Below are 19611 nucleotides of genomic sequence, written 5' to 3' on the forward strand. Positions count from 1 at the left end.
GCAGCGCGTTAGCGTGCGTACAGTCCATCGACGAGGCGCTGATTGACTTTGGCGTTCACGGCCGGCACGAAGCCGACAGCAACGCCGTTGATACTCGACGGGATACTGGGCATGACATGGGACGGTTCAGGGCAGGCGAGCGCCAACGACCACGCCGAAACATGCCTGCGTCATGCATCGAGATTCTGCCCTCACGCTCGACGCCAGGCCACCGCCCACTCAACGGCAGGCCGCGCTCCGAGGCAAGGCACACGCCGCGTCATACTCCGCGCCGAGGCGCGCCACCAGCTCGGCCACCGTCGGAATGTCGTGGATCGTCGCCACCCCATGGCCGGCGCTCCACACATCGCGCCAGGCCTTGGCCTCATCGCTCATGTCCTTGATCTTGCCCTTGCCCAGGCTGAGCGTGAGCTGCTCGCGCGTGAAGCCCGCCGCCGCCAAGCTGGGCCACAGAAAGTTGGCATTGGTGCCCGACACCGCATCGGTATAGACGATGTCCGATGCGCCGCTATCGACCAGCATCTGCTTGTATGCCGCCTGCGCCATCGCCTCCTGCGTGGCGATGAAGCGCGTGCCGAGGTAGGCGAGGTCTGCCCCCATCACCTCCGCCGCGCGCACCCCGGCGCCGTCCGACATCGCACCGCCGAGCACCAGCGTGCCATGCCAGAACTCGCGGATCTCGCGTACCAGGCTGAACGGGCTCTGCGTGCCCGCATGCCCGCCCGCACCCGCGGCGACCGCGATGATGCCATCCGCCCCCGCCGCCATCGCCTTGCGCGCGTGATAGGCATGGATCACATCCGAAAACACCACCCCGCCATAACTTTTCACCGCCTCAACCACCTCGCCCGGATGCCCCAGACTGGTGATAACGAAAGGCACCTTGTGCTTGACCAGCAAATCCAGATCCGGCCGCACCCGCGGGTTGCTCGCATGCAGGATCAGATTCACCCCGTAGGGCGCGCACGGCGTCACCGCCAGCGCGGTGTTGATCTCGCCCAGCCATTGATCCAGCAAGTCGCTGGTCCGCGCATTCAGCGCCGGAAAAGACCCGGCCACCCCGGCCCGGCAAGCCGCGATCACCAGCTCGGGACCGGAGACCAGGAACATCGGCGCGGCAATGGCCGGCAGACGGAGCGTGGATCGGAAAGCGGCGGGGAGAGACATGGCGGGGCTCCTTCGGCAGCGAACGGTGACGAGGGGATTGTCGACCGTTTGTGGCGCGTCGCAAACCGGAGGTGTGCCGAAAATGCGTTGTCCGGATGGTGCAATCAACACGACCGATCTCGCCACGCAGTGTCGAAATCCATTACATACCTTTCGAACGCCAATGTCATCACATTGATTCTATGAATCTATTTTTCAATGGTACAAATAGTGCTTAGACTAAAGTACTAACCACCTCTGGCCACATGGACTTCCGCCCGGAGACCGCAAAGCGGAGTGGAGCGCCTGGGACAGGCACGAGGAGACAGATCATGCGATACATTCGAATGCTCTATTTGGTGACGTCGATGGCTGTCGGCCTTGGCTGGTCTGGCATTGCTCAGACGGCACCGGTGTACTGGAACCTGTTCAACCTCGAAGGCGAGAGCAGCCTCGACTCGATCTACGTGACTTACGACAGCCAGATCGACATGCTGACCGACAGCAACCGGACGGGCTCCTTCGTGCCAAACACCACGGGTATCTCCGCACAAAACGTGGTGGGTAGCGGATCGGACGGAGCGACCTACTGGAACCTGTTCAACCTCGAAGGCGAGAGCGGCTTCGATGCGATCTACGTGACGTACGGCACCCTGATCGACATGCTGACCGACAGCAACCGGACGGGCTCCTTCGTGCCGAATACCACGGGCGCCTCCGCGGAAAACGTAGTGGGTAGCGGATCGGACGGCGCGACCTACTGGAGCCTGTTCAACCTCGAAGGCGAGAGCAGCTTAGACGCGATCTACGTAACTTACGGCAGCCTGACCGACATGCTGACCGACAGCAACCGGACGGGCTCCTTCGTGCCGAACACCACGGGCGCCTCCGCGCAAAACGTGGTGGGTAGCGGATCGGACGGCGCGACCTACTGGAACCTGTTCAACCTCGAAGGCGAGAGCAGCCTCGATGCGATCTACGTGACATACGGCAGCCTGGCCGACATGCTGATCGACAGCAACCGGACGGGCTCCTTCGTGCCGAATACCACGGGCGCCTCCGCACGAAACGTGGTGGGCAGCGGGGCATCGATCTTCGAGGCGCTACCGCCAGGATCGGTCCCTGAACCGGGGTCTGTCGGACTGGTGGCCCTGGCGCTCATGTGTCTGAGCCTAGTCAGAAAGACGCACCGAGCCGACGGCGCCAGCGGTTGAAGAGCCGGCCTCTGGTAGTAGTTCCCGGCCCGACGCTTGAGATCGGCCTCAGGCCCTCAGAGAACATCTTCGCGCCATACATCTGCTTGATCTTTTCCCCGGTGCCGCCGGCACGGCCCCCACGGCCCATCGCGCATTCCGCCAGCCGGAACTCCTCGCCTGTCGTTCGCGACATGCCCTGCAGTTGTACGCCTCGCGGCAGTCGATCATTTCTCGGCGACGACGACCGCTGGACATACGCACCCCGCCGGCGCCTGCTATCCTCCGCCCCATGCAAGGCATTGAACCTCTCATCTATGGCCTCGGTCTCGCCGGGGCGGCGGTTAACGCGGCCTCGGGCGTGCTCGAGGCGGGCCGTAAACCTTTTGACCTGTTCGGCATGGTGGTTGTCGCCTTGGCGGCGGCGCTGGGCGGCGGGTCGCTACGCGACATGCTGCTCGACCGCACGGTGTTCTGGATTGCGGATCAGGCTTACCTGATCACGGCCTTGGTGGCGGGCGTAGCGACTTTTTTGCTGGCGCGGCGGGTGCGGCTGCCGGCGCAGTTGTTTTTGCTGCCGGACGCGATCGGGCTGTCGCTGTTTACGGTGGTGGGCACCTCGGTGGCGCTGGCGCATGACGCGCCGTGGTTGGTGGCGAGCTTAATGGGTGTGGTGACCGGGGTGTTTGGGGGGATCTTGCGGGACGTGTTGTGCAACGAGGCGCCGGTGGTGTTTGGCGGCACCTTGTATGGCAGTGCGGCCTGGCTGGGGGCGCTGACATTGATCGCGCTGCCCGAGCTGGGCGTCGGCCACGATGTGTCGGCGCTGTCGGCGGGGGTGGTGATTTGTACGATCCGGCTGCTGTCGATCCGCTTCAAGTGGCATTTGCCGATTTATTCGGCACGACGATAGCGGTGCGGCGTCGGGCGAGCGCGTTGGCCGCTTGAAACCGGCCCTACGGCACACCACTGAACGCGATTTAGTCGGGGATGTTGAGACGCAGGCGGGTGTTTTGCGCTTCAAGCCCTTGCATGCGCAGGCGGCCGACTTGCAGGTCGAGGCGTAGCGGCCAGTCGCGCCAGGCATCCAGCGGCAAGGCTTCGGGCTTGCTGGGGCCGGGGGCTTGCCAACGGTCGAGGTTGAGCCGGTCGACCTGTGCGTCGACCGTCAGCCAGTGCGGCTGCGCCAGCGCGATCTGCCACTGGCCGTTGAGTCGGCTGTCTTCCACTTTTGCTTCTACGGTGCCCGCACCGGTGCGCTCGGCCGTTTGCCAGTGGCCGGTGAGCGTCGCGTCGACGCCGAGCTGCGCGCCGGGTTTGGCGGGGTCGGGCAGCGCCGCATTCACATTGGGGAAAGCACCCTCGACGCGACCGGTGGCGAGGTCGGCCGAGATCTGAAAACGCTCGGCGGTGACGCCGACGGGGCCCGCGACGAGCGCGGTGACGACATGGGCCCGGCCGCTGGCCGTGACTTGCTGGCCGGCGAAGGCGAGATCCATGCCGGTGAGCGTGGCGGTGGCGGCGTTCGCTGGGCCGGCCAGGGCGAATGTGGCCTTGGCTTGCAGGCCGAGAAGCTGCGCGCCGCCGGCGGCATAGCGACCCGAGCCGGCCTCGGCGGTGAGTGTGATCTGGCGATCGCCATCGCGTGCGCGCAGTTCGGTCGCAAGAGCGGCGAGTTGCCAGGCGCCGTCGGGCGCAGGCGCCACGGTGGCGACACCGATCGCGAGCGACTCGATCGTTGCCGGGCCGACCTGGCCGGTGAGCGTGGCGGTGAATTCAGTCAGCCGCAGCCCGGTAGCGGCAATTTCTACGGTGCTGCTCAGCGCGCCGTCGACGGTGGCCTCGGCGGTGGACGCACCGCCGGTGGCGCCCACCTGCCAGCCGCTGGGCGATTCGATCAACTTGAGTTCGGTTAGGCGCACGCTGGTGGGCACACTGCGGCCGATGAGTTCAACCGTCGCGTCGGTCACGGTGAGCGCGGCGAGTTTGACGGGCGCGCCGTCATCGGGCGCATTGGTCGTCGCGAGGGGCGTAGGCACTTGCCACTGACCGTCCGCTTGCTGGCGCAGTTGGCCGCGCACGCCGCGGATGCTAATGGTAAGCGGACGAGCGGCGCCGTCGGCGTCCCAGTCGCTGCGGATGTCGAGATGGTCGAGTTGCATGGTGCTGGGTGTGGCGCCCGGGCCTTGCCAGGCGACGTCGGCGAGCGTGAGCCGGGGCGGAAACACTTGCAGCGACACGGAGCCGTCGATACGCACTTGCCCGACAAGCCGCGCGTTGATCTGTTCAACGAGGGTGCCACCCAGCCAGCGGTCGCTGAACTGCCAGAGCACCAAGGCGGTGACGAGAATGGCAAAAGCCACCAGCCAGAGGATAACGCGGGCGGTGCGACGACGGGGCGCGGCAACCATGAGGACGCCTAGCGCAGCGCCGGCAGGTGCAGCGTGAAGGTGGTGCCCTGACCCGATTCGCTCTTGACCGAGGCACGGCCGCCGTGACGCTCGGCCACGGTTTTGACAATCATCAGCCCGAGGCCAATACCGGACTCGCGGCGGCTGGCGGCAGTGGGCAGGCGACCGAAGCGCTGGAACAGGCTGGGCAGCAGATCTTGCCGGATGCCTTCGCCGTGGTCGCGCACCGAGACGGCCCAGCCGTTGTTCTCACGGCGGAGCGCGATCTCGACAGTGCTGTCGGGCGCACCGTATTTGACGGCGTTGCCGAGCAGATTGACCAGGGCGCGACGCAGCAGATCGCGGTCGCCGCGCACATAGCCGTCGTCGTGGCCGCGGTTGTCGATCTGCACGGCCACCGTCACGCCACGTGCCTTGGCCAGCGCCCAGATTTCGTCGGCGGCGTCCTGCATGACGCCGGCGAGGCTGATCTCCTTGAACTGGCTGGCGTCGATGGCGTCGGCGCGCACCAGGCGGAACAGGTCATCGGCCAATTTGAGCGCGGAGCGTGCGTAGCGGGTGAGCTGGTTGAGCAGCGCGTGGCCGCTGGCGCTGGCGTCGCCGGCGAGCTGTTCGGCCTCGATCAGGGTGAGGATGGAGGCGATTGGCGAGCGCATGTCGTGCGAGAGGTAGTGCATGGTCTCCTCGCGGCTGCGCTGGGCGTCGTGAATGCGGGTGATGTCGGCCAGACCAAACACCGAACCGAACGGCCGGCCCGAGGCGTCGGCCAGCCCGGCCGCCGACACCAGCAAGCGCGCGCCGTTGGGGGCGTCGAGCTCGACGGTGCGGACGCTGCCGGCGCCCTCGTGCAGCGGCACGCCGCCTTCGGTGGGCACGCCCGGCGGCCACTCCAGCGACTTGATGGCACGCGCCACGGTGAGCGGCTCGGAGGCTTCGAGCAGACGCATGGCTTCCTGGTTGCAGAGCATGACCTGGTGGGCCGGGTTGGTCACCACCGCGCCGACCGGCAGGTGGTCGAGTGTGTCGACCACAAAGCGGTGTAGATCGCGCTGACGCTGGACGGCCTGATCCACCCGACGGATGCGCAATTGCAGCGGGTCGACGCCATGCGCGCGCGGCAACTCGATCTGCATGGCGGGAAACAGCTTGGCCGCGTCGCGATCGAGGATTTCGAGCTGGTCGTCGAGGTGACGTTGCGCGGCCTCGAGTCGTCGCCAGCTCCACAAGGGGTAGCACAGCAGACAGCCGAGCACCGCGCCGGCTGGCGGGAACCACCACATCGCCGCATGCAGCGCGGCCCAGCTGAGCAGCAAACTGGCGGCCGAAGCGCCAAAGGCAATGAGCAAGGCGTTGCGCGGCGCGGCGCGCAGCATCAGGCCCATCAGCAACACGACAATACCACCGGCAATGCTGGCGGCCATCGGCGCGGGCATCAGCCGCACGGCTTCACCACGCTTGAGGGCGGCATAGACGTTGGCGTTGACCTCGACGCCCGGCATTGGCCGGTTAAAGCCCGAGGTGGGCGTGGGCACACTGTCGGCCATGCCGGCGGCGGTGGCGCCGACAAACACGACCTTGTCGCGCAGCGCCGCGACATCGACATCGCCCCGCAGCACGTCGGCGTAGGAGAGGTAGCGGAAACTGCCCGGCGGCCCGGCGAAGGGGATGCGCAGCCAGTCAGCCCGATGCCAGCCCGCGCCTACCCCCGCGGGCGGCGCGACATAACGCGCGGCGCGCTCGGACTCGGCATGCTGGAGCGCGGCGAGGCCGAGCTGCGGATACCGCGCGGCGCCGTCGCCCTCCCACAGATAAATGCTGCGGGCAATGCCGTCCGGGTCGAACTCGACATGGATGTGTCCGACACCCGCGGCGCCTGCCGAAAAGATCGGCGCGGGCGGCGCTTCGCCGACGATGGCGTTGCCACGCGTGGCCTGCACCAACGGAAGGATGACCCGGCCACTGGCGCGAATCGCCTCAGCGAGCAGGGCGTCGGCCTCGGGGTCGGCCGAGTTGGCTTCGCTGAGGATGACGTCCATCACAATGCTGCGTACCCCGGCCGCGCTGAGGCGCTCGATCAGGGCGGCGTGCACCGAGCGCCGCCACGGCCAGCGACCGATTTCGGTCAGACTCGGGTCGTCGATGGCCACCACCACCACTTGCGCATCGGCGTCAGGCCGCGCCACCGACATGGCGCCGTCGTAGGCCACCTGATCAAAACGCCACAACCAGCCCGCCCAGGTTGCGCTCACCGCCACCGCAGCGCACAGCAGGGTGACGATCAGCCACTCGAAAAATCCGCGTTCAGTCACAAAAGCGATCCGTGAATTATCAGAGCAGGATCAACAAGGGCACGAAGAGCATCCACGCCGGCAACTCGGCCGGCACGATCACTTGCTGAGGGGCGGAATAGCCGCCCACGAAGCCGTCGGGGTCGATCGCGCGGACGCGCAAAAAATAAGCCCCGGCAGCGGGCTTGGCCATCACCAGCTCAGGCGTGGTGACATTGCCACTGGCCACCAGCCGGGTGAACTCGGCATCTTCGGCAAACTGGTAGTCGAAGGTCTGGCCAGGCTCACTGCCCCAGGCGAACAGCATGTTGTCTTCATCGAAGGCCGGCGGCGGCACCTCGGCCATCGGCGGGCGCACGGTGAGGCCGACCGGATCACCCCAGGGGCCGCGGTCACCATCGGCGCGCGTGCTGGCCAGGCGCCAGTGGTATTCACCCGCCTCGAGTGCTACGGCGGTGGCATTGTGGGCGAGGGCATCGTCGCGGGTCACGATGTCGGCAAAGCCGGCGTCGCGGGCAATTTCGAAGCGGTAGGTAGCCGCGCCTTCAGCCTGGGCCCAGGCGAAATTCACCGTGCCGGCACCGGCTTTGCCGTCCGGCCGCGGAGCATTGATGAAGGGTGGCTCGGGCCGTGCCTTGAGACGCACCACCAGATCAGCGTCGTGCCCTTCGAGCCCACGCGAATCGAGCGCACGCACGCGAAGGTGGTAGGCGCCATCGGGCAAACCGGCGATCTTCAGATCGGGGACAGTGGACTTGGCCTCGGCCACGATGCGGGTAAAGTCGGCGTCCTGCGCGATCTGACCGCGATAGCCCACCGCACCCACCACCGGGGCCAATTGCACGCGCATGACCGGGCGCTCGTAGAGCGTCACGATATTTGCCACATCCGGCGCCGCCAGCAACGGCACTGGTACATCAACCGGCTGGCCGGCACGGGCCACCAGCCCGAAACCTTGCTTGAGCGCGATCTCGCGTCCCGGCTTGTCACCGCGCACGGCGACCGTGCCGCTACGCATTTCGGCGCGGGTCTGCTCGGATTCGCTGGCGATACGGAAACTGGTGCCGCGCACGCCGATGATCGCGGTCGGCGTGTGGATGCGATAGCGCGCCGCCGGCCCGGCCTGCGGTTTGACCTCGGTTTCGATACGGCCCTGGCGGACATCAAAAGTGGCGCGCTGAACATCGTCCACGCCCTTGAACCCGTGCAGCGCGTCGATACGCACATCGCTTTGCGGTTGCAAGGTGAGGCGGGAGCCATCGGGCAGTTCTAGCGTCATGAAGCCTTCAGCCGGCGTCACCAGCCGGGCGCCTTCCGACACTTTCTGGTCAACCGCGAGGGGCTGGCCATCGGCGCTGGCGCCACCGCTCACGTGCACCACGCGTGCGGCGCGCGGTTCTTTGCGCAGTAACGTAACGGGGATGCGCAGGCTGCGTCCGATCGGTATCCGGTAGGGGTCGGCAACCGCGTTGAGGCGCTGCACGGTCGGCCAGCGATCAGGGTTTTCGAGCAAGGTTTCGCCCAACCCGATCAGGGTGTCGCCCGGCTGCACCACGTAGGTCACGGCATCATCGGCAGCATGCGCAGCACCGCCCCCTGACAGTACAAAAGCCGCCAGACCGACGACCAACAGACGACGGATTGTGACTTTCGGTTGCATCGGGCGTCCCTTCGTAAGCAAGCGTTTCATCATACGTGCGATGACGGTTCTTGCCGTGAAAAACAGTGATAATTCTTCTCACGAACGACAAATCCGTCTAACGTCGCCATCTGGACAGCATAGTCCACAGCCGTCGCAAAAGCCGTCAAATCAGGCACACGGGCATTCGACCGCCGACAGTGGCCTCCAGCCAGGAGTTCAGCAGATGAATATTATTTCGGAGTTCAAGGAATTTGCCGTCAAGGGCAACGTGATGGACATGGCCGTCGGCGTGATCATCGGCGCAGCCTTCGGAAAGATCGTCAATTCGGCGGTCAATGACCTGGTGATGCCGATCGTAGGGAAGATGATTGGCGGAGTCGACTTCTCCAATCTGTACGTCAATCTGGGCGAGGGCACGTTCGCCTCGCTGGCCGAGGCGGAAAAAGCCGGCGCACCGCTGATCAAGTACGGGGTGTTCATCAATACGACGCTGGATTTCATGATCGTGGCCTTTGCGATCTTCATGGCCATCAAGGCGATCAACAAACTCAAGCGCGAAGCGCCGCCCGAGCCGGAAGCGCCCAAGGCCGATCCGGAAGACATCGTATTGCTGCGTGAGATTCGTGATTCGCTGAAGCGCAACTGAAGCCACTGGCCGGGCGAGGCCGTCGATCAGTCGGCGGCGTCCTCGGCGGCGTCGATTTGCTCGAGCCGATAGCCATAGTTATAGGTGGGCGTCAGACGAAAGCCGTTTTCGGGCCGCAGACCCAGTTTGCTGCGCACCCGGCTGATGTGGGTGTCGACGGTGCGCGTGGCGAGGTTGGGATTGCGCCCCCACACGGCTTCGAGCATGTGGCCACGCGAGAGCAGACGGCCAAGGTTCTTGAACAGGAAAGCGGCAAGGTCGAATTCCTTGTCGGTCAGCTCGACGGGCTCACCATCGAGGGTGACCCGCTTGGAGTGCACATCGAAGCTGAAGGGCGGCACTTCGATCATCGAGTCGGACGCCTGCGGACGGGCACGACGCATGACGGCATCGATACGCGAGAGCAACTCGAAGCGACGCAGCGGCTTGACCAGATAGTCGTCTGCACCGGCGCCGAGCGCAGTGACAATGTCTTCTTCGGCATCGCGCGCGGTAATGAAGATTACCGGGGTGTCGTTGGCGCGGTCTTCACGCAGCCAGTGCAGCACCTCGGTGCCGGTCATCTCCGGCAGCATCCAGTCGATCAGGCACAAGTCGAAGCTTTCTCGCCCGGCGACGCGAATGAAATCGCGCGACTGCGAGAAAACATGCACGTCATGCCCGGCCTGGCGCAACCAATCGGCCAGCGTATCACTCTGGAGCGTGTCGTCTTCAAGAATGGCCAATCGCACGGCGGCGTCCTCGCTCTGTCACAAATTCAATCGATCTTGACCAAACATCCTACCGCAAATCGCTACGACCATCCGGTAGCGTATTCAACGGCCATCGCCTACATACGGGTTATTTGCGCGTTCAGCGCCGAAGGTCGACTGCGGACCATGGCCGGGGATGAAGCTGACATCGTCCCCCAGCGGCCACAGCTTGTCGCGGATCGCTGCCACCAAGGTCGCGTGGTCGCCTCGCGGAAAATCGGTGCGACCAATCGAGCCGGCAAACAACACATCGCCCACCACTGCCAGACGCGATCCGGCATCGAAAAACACGACATGGCCCGGCGTATGACCCGGCGTATGAAGCACCTGAAGCTGATTTTTGCCGATCTCGACCATGTCACCGTCTTCGAGCCAACGGTCGGGCTCGAAGGACTCGACCGGCGGAAAGCCGAACATCTTGCTCTGCTTTTCAAGCGCGTCGAGCCAGAAGCGCTCTTCACGCTGCGGTCCGATGATGGGCACATCCAGCGTGCGCGCAAGCTCGGCGGTCGCACCGGCATGATCAATATGACCGTGCGTCAGCAAGATCTTGTCGACCTCAACGCCGGCGGCAGCAATCGCCGCCATGATGCGCGGAATATCACCACCGGGGTCGACAACAGCCGCCTTGCGGGTGTCGGAACACCACAGCAAGGAACAATTCTGGGCAAAGGGCGTTACGGGAATGATGCGATATTCGAGCATGGTCACCTGGTATGACCGCCGAAACCGACTGGTGGGGCATGGCGCGCCTGGCTGGAATCGAACCAGCGGCCCCTGGCTTCGGAGGCCAGTACTCTATCCACTGAGCTACAGGCGCGCAGAGGGCGTGAGAATAGCCTCTTTTGCCAAAAGCGTCCACGTCGGCGTTTTCCAAACCGGCCCTCGCCCCGCTATAATCGCCGCTTTATGATTGTTGCACCCGCACAGAGGAAAAGAGCATGACCCAAACACGCCTCCTGAGCCTTCTCGCCGTCCTCGCCCTGCCGCTGGCCGGCTGTGGTGATAACAAAAGCATTGATGGTGAGATGTCTGCCCAGCTGACCCAACCTGTCGCGCACGTCGAACTCGCTGTCGCCAAAGTGGCCCCGGGCAGCCGCACGGGTGAACAGATCTACACCAGCGTCTGTGCCAGCTGCCATGGTTCGGGCGTGCTCGATGCGCCCAAGACCGGCGACAACGCCGCCTGGGCACCGCGTCTGGCGATGGGCCTCGACGGCCTGGTGGCCAGTGCCAATGCGGGCAAAGGCGCCATGCCGCCCAAGGGTGGCGCAAGTGATCTGACCGACACGGAGCTGGTCCGCGCCGTTGCGTATCTGGCCAACCAGTCGGGCGCGAGCTTCACGGAGCCGCCGATCGAAGGCAACTAAGCCTGCCTCGCGACAAGAAAAAGCCCCGTATCGACGACGGGGCTTTTTCTTGTCCGCCCCTTGCGGCAGCGATCAAATGGGCAGCGCGGTTTCGTTTTTGATTTCGCGCAGCGTCACGCTCGTGCGCACCACATCGACCTCCTGCATCTTCAGCAAGAAGCTGTGCATGAAGGCGGTGTAGGCGTCCATGTCGGGCAGGTAGACCTTCATCAGGTAGTCACTCTCGCCCGTCAGCTCATAACACTCGACCACCTCGGGGCGCGCCGCCACCATGGTTTCGAACTGTTCGGCAATCTGGGCGCTGTGCTTCTTGAGGCGCACCTGACACCACAGACAAGCGTCCAGCCCCAGCTTCTTGCGGTCGAGCAAGGCGACATACGAGCGGATCAACCCGCCCTCTTCGAGCTCTCGCACGCGGCGCCAGCACGGCGACACCGACAGCCCGACCCGATCGGCCAGTTCCTGGTTGCTGATGCGGGAGTTCTTCTGCAGCTCGGCAAGGATCTGGCGTTGAATACGATCAATCTTCATGGTGGCTTTGGCATGGCATCGAAACCGGAACGTTTTTCCTCTGCACGGCACATGCGAGAAAAATTTTGCCAAGTTTAGGCCAAGTCTCCTGACAATGAAATGTATCGAGGCGCCCTGAACCAAAGACGCCGCCACACGCGCTCCGGGTCACGTATAAACCTGTCGATCCAGACAGGTTAACATTGAGCCTCAGTCAAACTCGCGAAGGTGGTGCGCCATGCCTTGGGAAAAGTCATTTGACGAAGACGAGGCGGTCGGCAAGGCGATGAAGGTGTTTTGGGAGAAAGGTTTTGAGGCCGCCTCCCTGGCCGATCTCATCGCCGGCACAGGCATTACGCGCGGCAGCCTCTACAACGCGTTTGGCGGCAAAGAACAGCTCTTCGTCAGGACGCTCCGAAAGTACGACAAAGACCAACGACGCGCCATGCTGGCCGAGCTGGAGGCGATGGACGATCCTGAGAAGGCCATCACCGCGCTGTTTGAGGGCATTGTGGCAGAGAGCCTTTCCGACGCTGAAAAGAAGGGGTGCTTTCTGGTCAACACCGCGTCGGAATTCACCACCCACAGTGAAGAAATCAACAGCATCGTACGCAACGGCCTGCGCGAAACCGAGGCCTTCCTTCAGCGAAGCCTTGAAGTAGGGCAGGCGCGCCAGCGGTTCCCCAACGCGCTGGACCCAGCCCCCACCGCCAAGGCATTGATGGCCTTGATCGTTGCCATCCGCGTGCTCGCCCGCGGCCTGTTCGACGAAGCCTCACTCAAGACCATCGCCGCCCAGGCGCAGCGCTTGTTGCGCTGAGCCGTCTGACACACCCACCGCTGAAGTAGCCGTTGGTTTTGACCAATCGGTTTATATCTATTAAATTTAAATCGATCGATTTAAACAATGCGTCGTGCAACAGCGGCACGACACCGCCCTGTCACCCAAACGCGCACCTTTTCCTCGATTCGAACCTTTCCCGAAGCGCACTGGCAGGCGCCACACATGATTGAACCTGGAAACCGTCGTTGGACGCGACTGACAATCTGACACACTGAATCACGCCATCCACCACCTCTTTCAAGGAGGACGCCCATGCCCGACCACACGCCCACGTTGATTCTTGTTTTCGACGTGAATGAGACACTGCTCGACATCACCACGCTCGAGCCGCTGTTTGAACGCGTCTTCGGCGACCGGCGAGTGCTTCGTGAATGGTTTGCGCAGCTCATTCTGTATTCCCAGACCCTGACGCTGTCCGGCATCTACACGCCCTTCGGCGAGCTGGGCGTCGGCACGCTGCGCATGCTTGGCTCAACACACGGCGTCACCCTTGCCGACGACGACATCCATGAGCTGAAGACGCGAATGAACACCCTGCCCGCGCACCCCGATGTCGTGCCCGCACTCACCCGACTGCGCGACGCCGGCTTCCGGATGGTGACACTGACCAACTCGGCCAGCACCGCCTCGCCAACGCCGCTGGAGCGCGCGGGGATCAGTGACTTCTTCGAACACAGCTTCAGTGTCGAAGCCGTTCAGAAGTTCAAGCCAGCCCCCGAAACCTACCGCCAGGTGGCGCAGGCGCTTGACGTTGGCATGTCAAATCTGTGCCTCGTCGCCTGTCATCTGTGGGATACCGTAGGAGCCCAGGCCGCGGGCTGCCGCGGTGCGCTGGTGACTCGGCCGCACAATGCCGTGCTACCGGCCGCCAATGTGTCGCCGCCCGACCTGTGCGCCTCGGACCTCACCCACCTCGCCGATCAGATCATTCAACGCTGGCAAACGGCCTGATTCCAAACGCACGGCCAGGCGCTTGTCCAACACGTTGACGACAAACGGCCGCGCCAATCGATGGCGCGGCCGTTTGTGCGGATCAGAAGACTCAGAACTTGCCGTTGTCGTTCTTCCATTCGGCGCGGGCCGGAATAGTTTCAATCGTGTCCCAGTGCTCGGCGAGCACGCCTTTTTCGACACGGAACAAGTCATAGAACGCGGTCGGCTTGCCGCCAACGCTCCCTTCGCTGACCACCAGAACGAAGTTGCCCTCGCCCAGCACCTTGTGGATGTGATCGTATTTCATCGTGATCCCCTGCTCGGCCATGGCCTTCAGCGCGCCACCGAGCCCCGACAGGCCATCGGGCACCTGCGGGTTGTGCTGAACATACGCATCCCCGGCAAAGTAGCCGCCCAGCGTGTCCATGCGGCCATTCACCAACACATCCTCAACAAACGCACGCACCAGCGTCTTGTTTGACGCGGTCTTCTCACGATCGACAATCTCGGTCGCACCGTCGATCATGCTGTGGCCGCTGGGATTGGCGGTGGTGGGCTTCTCCTGCAGGTTGTCCCAGTGCTCGACGATCTTGCCGTCTTCAAAGCGAAAGATGTCGAAACCAATCTTGGGCCCGAAGAAGTTGTAATCGGTGTGCGTAAACACGTAGTCACCGTCCTGGAAGGCACGCACCGTGTTGACCCGGGCGCTTCCGGTGGGCAACTGCTGCAGCACGACACCGAAACCGGCCAGACCATCCGCGACCGCAAGATTGTGCTGGATGTACTGGTTCGGGTTGATATAGGCCACCGGCGCAGCATCACCGGTTTCAATGCTCTTCAGCAGTTCGCGCACTTGTGCGACGGGTTGGTGTGTCATTTTCATCTCCTCTTCGTGGGTCGTGGCGCCAGCGCTGGCCAACGTGGAGGCAGCAGCAATCCCGGAGAATACGAGGGGAACAAACAGGGGTTTCACAGGGCTCTCCAGGACGTTTGTTGAAATCGCGGACGCAAGCGACATGGACAGATCTTAGGCGCGCGCACCGTGAATGACCCGGTAGAATGCAGCGAATGAATGGTGAAAAACGGACACATCACCGATGAGTAAGCGTAGGCAAGGCGGCGATGATCTGAAGCGCATTGGCTACCAGCCGCCCGACCGCTACCGGCTGGATCTCGAGGTGCTGTCACTGTCGGAGTTGCGGCAACGGGTGGTCGAGGAAGCCGAACGCCTGGCGCATCGCATCGACTTTCACATCCTGATCCTGGTCAGTCAGGGGCACTGCGTTCACACCGTCGACTTCACCCCGATGCCCTGCCGCCCCGGTGCCTTGCTGGCGCTACGCCCGGCGCAAGCACAGCGCTTCGATTTTTCGAGTGACTGGGAGGGCTGGATCACGATATTCCGCCCGGAATTCCTGTTGCCGGTGCACAGCACGGCATCGGTCGACGACCTGCAGATGGTCAGCGGTCTGGAATCGCTGCCCGAGTATCAGGTGCTCGCTGAGAAGGACCGCCAGGCGGTCACCCACGCCTTTGCGCAGATGCATGAGGACACGCGACTCGGCGCCCCCGCCAAAGACGTGAACATGTTGCTGAGGCACCAACTGTCAGCCCTGCTGACACGGCTGCACCTGATCCATGGCCGGCAAACCAGCCAGCCGGGTCAGGCCTCGCCGAACCAGCAGCGATTCAAGCGCTTCAAGCAGCAGCTGGAAAAGGACTTTGCCCGCCAGCATCAGGTCGCTGGCTACGCGCGTCAGCTGGGTTGTTCGGAAAAAAGCCTGAGCCGGGCAACGCTCGACGTGGCCGGAATGACCGCAAAGACATACATCGCCGCGCGGATCAATCTGGAAGCCAAACGTCTGCTGGCCCACACCGCGTTGCCGATCGCCCAGATCGCCGATCGCGTCGGTTTCGATGAACCGACCAATTTCGTGAAGTTCTTCAAGCGGGAAGTCGGGTGCTCACCCGGCGAATTCAGACGCCGGAATCGTACCTAGCCCGGCACGCGGCCAAAGGGCTCACCGCGACTCGGCCATCCGGAAAAACACCGCCCCCGCCGCCGCGGCGCCGAGCACCAGATACATCACCATGCCCAGACTCAGGGTCTGAACGCTCCCCCACAGCAGGGGCGCGGTCACCGCCGCGGTCAGCGCATTGACCGCCATCTGCATGAAGCTCTGACAACTCGAGGCCAGGCCACGGCGCAGCGGAAACAGGTCCAGCGCCATCAGGGTCAGATTGGGCATGGTCAGCGACATACCCAGGGTGTAGAGCGCGATCGGCGCGACCGATTGCGGCAGGCCGGGCGTCATCGCCGCCGACACCACGACATTGGCCAGCGCCGACGCGCCCATGACCGCATAGCCGATGCTCACGCTGCGCTTTGGCGACCAGAGCCCGGCGACCCGGCCCGACAGCCAGGAGCCGACCAGCAAACCGCCCATGGCCGGCACGAACAGCCAGGCAAAGGCTTGCGGCGAGCGGCCGAGATGGTCGACCAGAAAGGTCGGCGCCGACAGCACGTAGATGAAGAAACCGTTGAAGTTCAGCGCCAACGCGCCGGTCAGCAACAAGAAGGCCGGCTTGCGCAGCACCTGGCCATAGGCCCGCGCCAGATCCCCCAGGTGGAGGGGCTGGCGCTTGTCGGGCGGCAGGGTTTCCGGCAAGACCCGGTGGCAGACCACGGTCATCACCAGCCCGTACAGCGCCAGAAATGCGAAAATCGCGCGCCAGTCGGCGAAGACCAGAATCCAGCCGCCAATGATGGGCGCCACCGCCGGCGCCACCGCGAACATCATCACCACATGCGACATCAGGCGCTGCGCGTCGGGGCCATCGAGCACATCGCGCACAATGGCACGGCCGATCACCATGCCAGCACCGGCACTCATGCCCTGCAGGGCGCGCCCGACCCACATCCACTCGATACTCGGGGCGACGGTACACAGCACCGAGGCCAGCGTGAACATGGCCATCGCCACCACCAGCACCCGGCGCCGGCCAAAGCCGTCGGACAGCGCGCCATGCCACAACACCATCACGGCAAACATCACCATGTACAGCGTGAGCGTCTGCTGCACGGCATAGCGCGTTGTACCGAGGTCGGTTTCCATGGCGTGGAAAGCCGGCAGGTAGGTATCGATCGAAAACGGGCCGATCGCGGCCAGCGCCGCCAAGATGATGGCCAGTTGGGTGTAGGAGCGGTGCATGCGGGGTCGCTGAAGAAAATGGCGACCGGCCCAAAGGCGCGATCGCGTACCGACCCAGTGTACTGCTTATCGCGCCGAGGCGCCGAGCCCGCGCCGGTACTGGATGGCCTCGGCCACATGCGGCGCGGCAACCCCATCCGCCCCGGCCAGATCGGCAATCGTGCGCGCCACGCGCAGGATGCGGTCGTGGCTGCGCGCCGACAGACCGAGTGACTCCACCGCACGTGCCAGCACCTGACGCCCGCGATCATCCGGCCGGCAATGTCTCACCACGCCAGCGGCATCAAGCGCGGCATTGTCGCCACTCTGCCGCGCCTGCTGACGTTGCCGAGCCGCCAGCACCCGGACGAGTACGGTGGCGCTGTCCTCACCGGGCACGACGCGTTCGAGCTCGGCGGCGTTCAGCGCACCGACTTCAAGCGTCAGATCAATGCGATCGAGCAGCGGGCCGGAGAGCTTGCCGCGATAGCGGGCGACCTGATCCGGCGTGCATCGGCAACGCCCTCGTGCATCGCCAAGGTAACCACACGGGCACGGATTCATCGCGGCAACCAGCTGAAAACGCGCCGGAAACCGCGCCCGACGCCGCGCCCGGGCGACCTCGACATGTCCGCTTTCGAGCGGCTCGCGCAGAGCCTCGAGGACGCGGCGGTCGAACTCCGGCAACTCGTCCAGAAACAGCACGCCATGATGCGCCATGCTGATCTCGCCTGGCCCCGGAATCGCCCCGCCACCAACGATGGCCGGCGCGGAAGCCGAATGATGCGGCGCCCTGAAGGCCCGCCGCCCCCAGGTGGCCGGATCGAAGTGCCCGGCCAGGGACTGCACCGCCGCCGCTTCCAGCGACGCCGCCTCGTCGAGCGGCGGCAAAATGCCGGCCAGTCGCTGGGCGAGCATGGATTTGCCGGTGCCCGGCGGACCGTACATCAATAGCGAGTGATTTCCCGCCGCGGCCACCTCCAGCGCCCGGCGCGCTTCGAGCTGGCCTTTAACATCAGCGAGATCGGGCGGCGCAGGCAAGGGCGCCGTGTCGGACGGTGGCGGCGCATCGGGCAACAGCGTCTGGCCGTTGAGGTGCGCGCACACGGCGAGCAGACTGTCGGCCGGACGCACCGAGACATCACGCACCCGCGCGGCTTCCTGCGCGCTGGCGGTCGGCAATATCAGCGTCCGCCCGGCGGCACGGGTTTGCAGCGCCATGGCCAACGCGCCGCGAATCGGACGCAGCTCGCCCGACAGCGACAACTCGCCGGCAAACTCGTGACTCGCCAGGGCCGCCGCGTTGAGCTGCCCCGAAGCGGCGAGGATGCCGACCGCGATCGGCAGGTCGAAGCGCCCGCCCTCTTTGGGCAGATCGGCCGGCGCCAGATTGACGGTAATGCGCCGCTGGGGAAACTCGAAGTTGCCGGTTTGCAGCGCGGCGCGCACCCGCTCGCGCGCCTCGCGCACTTCGGTGTCGGGCAGCCCGACCAGATTGAAGGCGGGCAGGCCGTTGGCGAGATGCACTTCGACGACGACCGGCGGGGCGTCCATGCCATCGAGGGCACGGGTATGAACAAGGGCGAGTGACATGGGGCCCGAGTGTAGCGGGCTGGCGATGCGATTGGAATATGCCGTGTCAATGCCGGTCAGGCGGCGCGGCGTTGCTCCACGGCGTTGGCGGCATCGATCAGCAGGCGCGGGTCGTTGGCGCGCAGCCGATTCGGGTCGGACAGCATGCGCCGCCACTGACGCGCACCGGGCATGCCGTGATACAGGCCCAGCACATGGCGGGTCATGGTCTTGAGCGGCACGCCTTCAGCAATTTGCGCGGCCATGAAGCTGACCATGGCGTCCACCACCGCCAGCCGCGTGGGCATGGCCTCGGTGTCGCCCCAGCCGCGCGCGTCGGCCTCGGCCAGCAGCCAGGGGTTGTGATAGGCCTCGCGCCCGACCATCACACCGTCCACCGCCGGCCATTGCGCGGCGATGGCGTCCCAGTCGGTGAAGCCGCCGTTGATGAGAATCTCCAACGCGGGAAAATCACGCTTGAGCCGGTGCACGTAGTGGTACCTGAGCGGAGGAATGTCGCGGTTTTCTTTGGGCGACAGGCCTTTGAGGATCGCGTTGCGCGCGTGCACGATGAACACCGTGCAGCCACTCGCCGCATGCACCTGGCCGACGAAATCGCGCAGGTAACTGTAGTCCTCAACGCTGTCGATGCCGATGCGGTGTTTGACGGTCACGGCGCGATCGGTCACGTCCTGCATGGCCTTGAGGCAATCGGCGACCAGATCGGGATCGGCCATCAAACAGGCGCCGAAGGCACCGGACTGCACCCGCTCGGAGGGGCAACCGACGTTGAGGTTGATCTCGTCGTAACCCCACTCGGTGGCCAGACGGGCGCAGCGCGCCAGATCCGCCGGGTCGCTGCCGCCGAGTTGCAGCGCCAACGGATGCTCGCAGTCGTCGAAACGCAGAAAGCGGCCGGCGTCGCGGCCATGGATCAGCGCGCCAGTGGTCACCATCTCGGTATACAGCCAGGTGCGCCGCGTGATCTGCCGCGCAAAGTAGCGATAGAAGCGGTCGGTCCAGTCGAGCATGGGCGCGATGGCCAGACGGCGCGAGGGCAGCGCGGCGGGGGAAGACGAAACAGACATGGGCGCAACATCAATACGGGGCGCC

Annotated in this window: 18 protein-coding genes and 1 tRNA gene; 7 read left to right on the forward strand and 12 right to left on the reverse strand. The window is 64.6% G+C overall.

Features of this window, described 5'->3' with window-relative positions:
• Nucleotides 1–219: 219 nt before the first annotated feature.
• Nucleotides 220–1167 carry an NAD(P)H-dependent flavin oxidoreductase gene (locus tag FHP91_RS04060; protein ID WP_144308365.1) on the reverse strand — a complete coding sequence of 316 codons (948 nt, stop codon included), beginning with the start codon at nucleotides 1165–1167 and terminating at the stop codon, nucleotides 220–222.
• 311 nt (nucleotides 1168–1478) lie between these two features.
• On the opposite strand from FHP91_RS04060, the gene FHP91_RS04065 reads away from it, so the two are divergent.
• Both FHP91_RS04065 and FHP91_RS04070 read left to right on the forward strand, forming a co-directional pair.
• Nucleotides 1479–2360, forward strand: a complete 882-nt coding sequence (locus tag FHP91_RS04065) for a PEP-CTERM sorting domain-containing protein (RefSeq protein ID WP_186301435.1) — start codon at nucleotides 1479–1481, stop codon at nucleotides 2358–2360.
• Between the two features lie 271 nt (nucleotides 2361–2631).
• On the forward strand, nucleotides 2632–3252 hold the full coding sequence (locus FHP91_RS04070; RefSeq protein ID WP_144308367.1) for a trimeric intracellular cation channel family protein: 621 nt from the start codon (nucleotides 2632–2634) through the stop codon (nucleotides 3250–3252).
• Between the two features lie 67 nt (nucleotides 3253–3319).
• Here the strand turns inward: FHP91_RS04070 and FHP91_RS04075 are convergent, their stop codons facing one another.
• From FHP91_RS04075 to FHP91_RS04085, 3 genes are read right to left on the reverse strand one after another with little or no spacing between them, the layout of a single operon-like run.
• Nucleotides 3320–4750 carry a hypothetical protein gene (locus FHP91_RS04075; RefSeq protein WP_144308368.1) on the reverse strand — a complete coding sequence of 477 codons (1431 nt, stop codon included), beginning with the start codon at nucleotides 4748–4750 and terminating at the stop codon, nucleotides 3320–3322.
• An 8-nt stretch (nucleotides 4751–4758) separates the two neighbouring features.
• Entirely contained in the window at nucleotides 4759–7059 is a 2301-nt protein-coding gene (locus tag FHP91_RS04080) for a CHASE2 domain-containing protein (RefSeq protein WP_144308369.1), read from the reverse strand.
• 19 nt (nucleotides 7060–7078) lie between these two features.
• Nucleotides 7079–8698, reverse strand: a complete 1620-nt coding sequence (locus FHP91_RS04085; protein WP_186301436.1) for a FecR domain-containing protein — start codon at nucleotides 8696–8698, stop codon at nucleotides 7079–7081.
• Nucleotides 8699–8903: 205 nt separating this feature from the next.
• Here FHP91_RS04085 and mscL point away from each other — a divergent pair, with 205 nt between their 5' ends.
• Nucleotides 8904–9326: a large conductance mechanosensitive channel protein MscL gene (gene mscL / locus FHP91_RS04090; RefSeq protein ID WP_144308371.1), complete on the forward strand. Its 423-nt coding sequence runs from the start codon at nucleotides 8904–8906 to the stop codon at nucleotides 9324–9326.
• Nucleotides 9327–9352: 26 nt separating this feature from the next.
• Here the strand turns inward: mscL and FHP91_RS04095 are convergent, their stop codons facing one another.
• From FHP91_RS04095 to FHP91_RS04105, 3 genes are all read right to left on the reverse strand, one after another.
• Nucleotides 9353–10057: a response regulator transcription factor gene (locus FHP91_RS04095; RefSeq protein WP_222105101.1), complete on the reverse strand. Its 705-nt coding sequence runs from the start codon at nucleotides 10055–10057 to the stop codon at nucleotides 9353–9355.
• Nucleotides 10058–10141: 84 nt separating this feature from the next.
• The gene (locus FHP91_RS04100; RefSeq protein WP_144308372.1) at nucleotides 10142–10783 is read right to left on the reverse strand and encodes an MBL fold metallo-hydrolase; all 642 of its coding nucleotides are present in this window, start codon (nucleotides 10781–10783) and stop codon (nucleotides 10142–10144) included.
• A gap of 39 nt (nucleotides 10784–10822) precedes the next feature.
• A tRNA-Arg gene (locus FHP91_RS04105) sits at nucleotides 10823–10898 on the reverse strand.
• Nucleotides 10899–11019: 121 nt separating this feature from the next.
• On the opposite strand from FHP91_RS04105, the gene FHP91_RS04110 reads away from it, so the two are divergent.
• Nucleotides 11020–11448, forward strand: coding sequence for a c-type cytochrome (locus FHP91_RS04110; RefSeq protein ID WP_144308373.1), 429 nt, complete (start codon nucleotides 11020–11022; stop codon nucleotides 11446–11448).
• Between the two features lie 72 nt (nucleotides 11449–11520).
• On the opposite strand, the gene FHP91_RS04115 is transcribed toward FHP91_RS04110, so the two are convergent.
• Nucleotides 11521–11979, reverse strand: a complete 459-nt coding sequence (locus FHP91_RS04115) for an Lrp/AsnC family transcriptional regulator (RefSeq protein ID WP_144174505.1) — start codon at nucleotides 11977–11979, stop codon at nucleotides 11521–11523.
• Nucleotides 11980–12196: 217 nt separating this feature from the next.
• On the opposite strand from FHP91_RS04115, the gene FHP91_RS04120 reads away from it, so the two are divergent.
• Both FHP91_RS04120 and FHP91_RS04125 read left to right on the forward strand, forming a co-directional pair.
• A complete protein-coding gene (locus tag FHP91_RS04120; RefSeq protein ID WP_144308374.1) occupies nucleotides 12197–12778 on the forward strand; it encodes a TetR/AcrR family transcriptional regulator in 582 nt (193 codons plus the stop codon).
• 276 nt (nucleotides 12779–13054) lie between these two features.
• A complete protein-coding gene (locus FHP91_RS04125; protein WP_144308375.1) occupies nucleotides 13055–13753 on the forward strand; it encodes a haloacid dehalogenase type II in 699 nt (232 codons plus the stop codon).
• 91 nt (nucleotides 13754–13844) lie between these two features.
• Here the strand turns inward: FHP91_RS04125 and FHP91_RS04130 are convergent, their stop codons facing one another.
• Complete coding sequence (locus tag FHP91_RS04130) at nucleotides 13845–14612, reverse strand: nuclear transport factor 2 family protein (RefSeq protein ID WP_144308376.1); 768 nt, start codon at nucleotides 14610–14612, stop codon at nucleotides 13845–13847.
• A 220-nt stretch (nucleotides 14613–14832) separates the two neighbouring features.
• Between FHP91_RS04130 and FHP91_RS04135 the strand changes: the two genes are divergently transcribed.
• Nucleotides 14833–15735 (forward strand): AraC family transcriptional regulator, encoded by a 903-nt coding sequence (locus FHP91_RS04135; RefSeq protein ID WP_144308377.1) that lies wholly within the window; start codon nucleotides 14833–14835, stop codon nucleotides 15733–15735.
• Nucleotides 15736–15756: 21 nt separating this feature from the next.
• Here the strand turns inward: FHP91_RS04135 and FHP91_RS04140 are convergent, their stop codons facing one another.
• From FHP91_RS04140 to dusA, 3 genes are all read right to left on the reverse strand, one after another.
• Entirely contained in the window at nucleotides 15757–16947 is a 1191-nt protein-coding gene (locus FHP91_RS04140) for a multidrug effflux MFS transporter (RefSeq protein WP_144308378.1), read from the reverse strand.
• A 66-nt stretch (nucleotides 16948–17013) separates the two neighbouring features.
• Nucleotides 17014–18519, reverse strand: coding sequence for a YifB family Mg chelatase-like AAA ATPase (locus FHP91_RS04145; protein WP_144308379.1), 1506 nt, complete (start codon nucleotides 18517–18519; stop codon nucleotides 17014–17016).
• 56 nt (nucleotides 18520–18575) lie between these two features.
• Entirely contained in the window at nucleotides 18576–19586 is a 1011-nt protein-coding gene (gene dusA / locus FHP91_RS04150) for a tRNA dihydrouridine(20/20a) synthase DusA (protein ID WP_144308380.1), read from the reverse strand.
• Between the last annotated feature and the right edge of the window lie 25 nt (nucleotides 19587–19611).

It is taken from the genome of Denitromonas halophila (genome assembly GCF_007625155.1).
In the GTDB taxonomy this organism is placed as follows: domain Bacteria; phylum Pseudomonadota; class Gammaproteobacteria; order Burkholderiales; family Rhodocyclaceae; genus Nitrogeniibacter; species Nitrogeniibacter halophilus.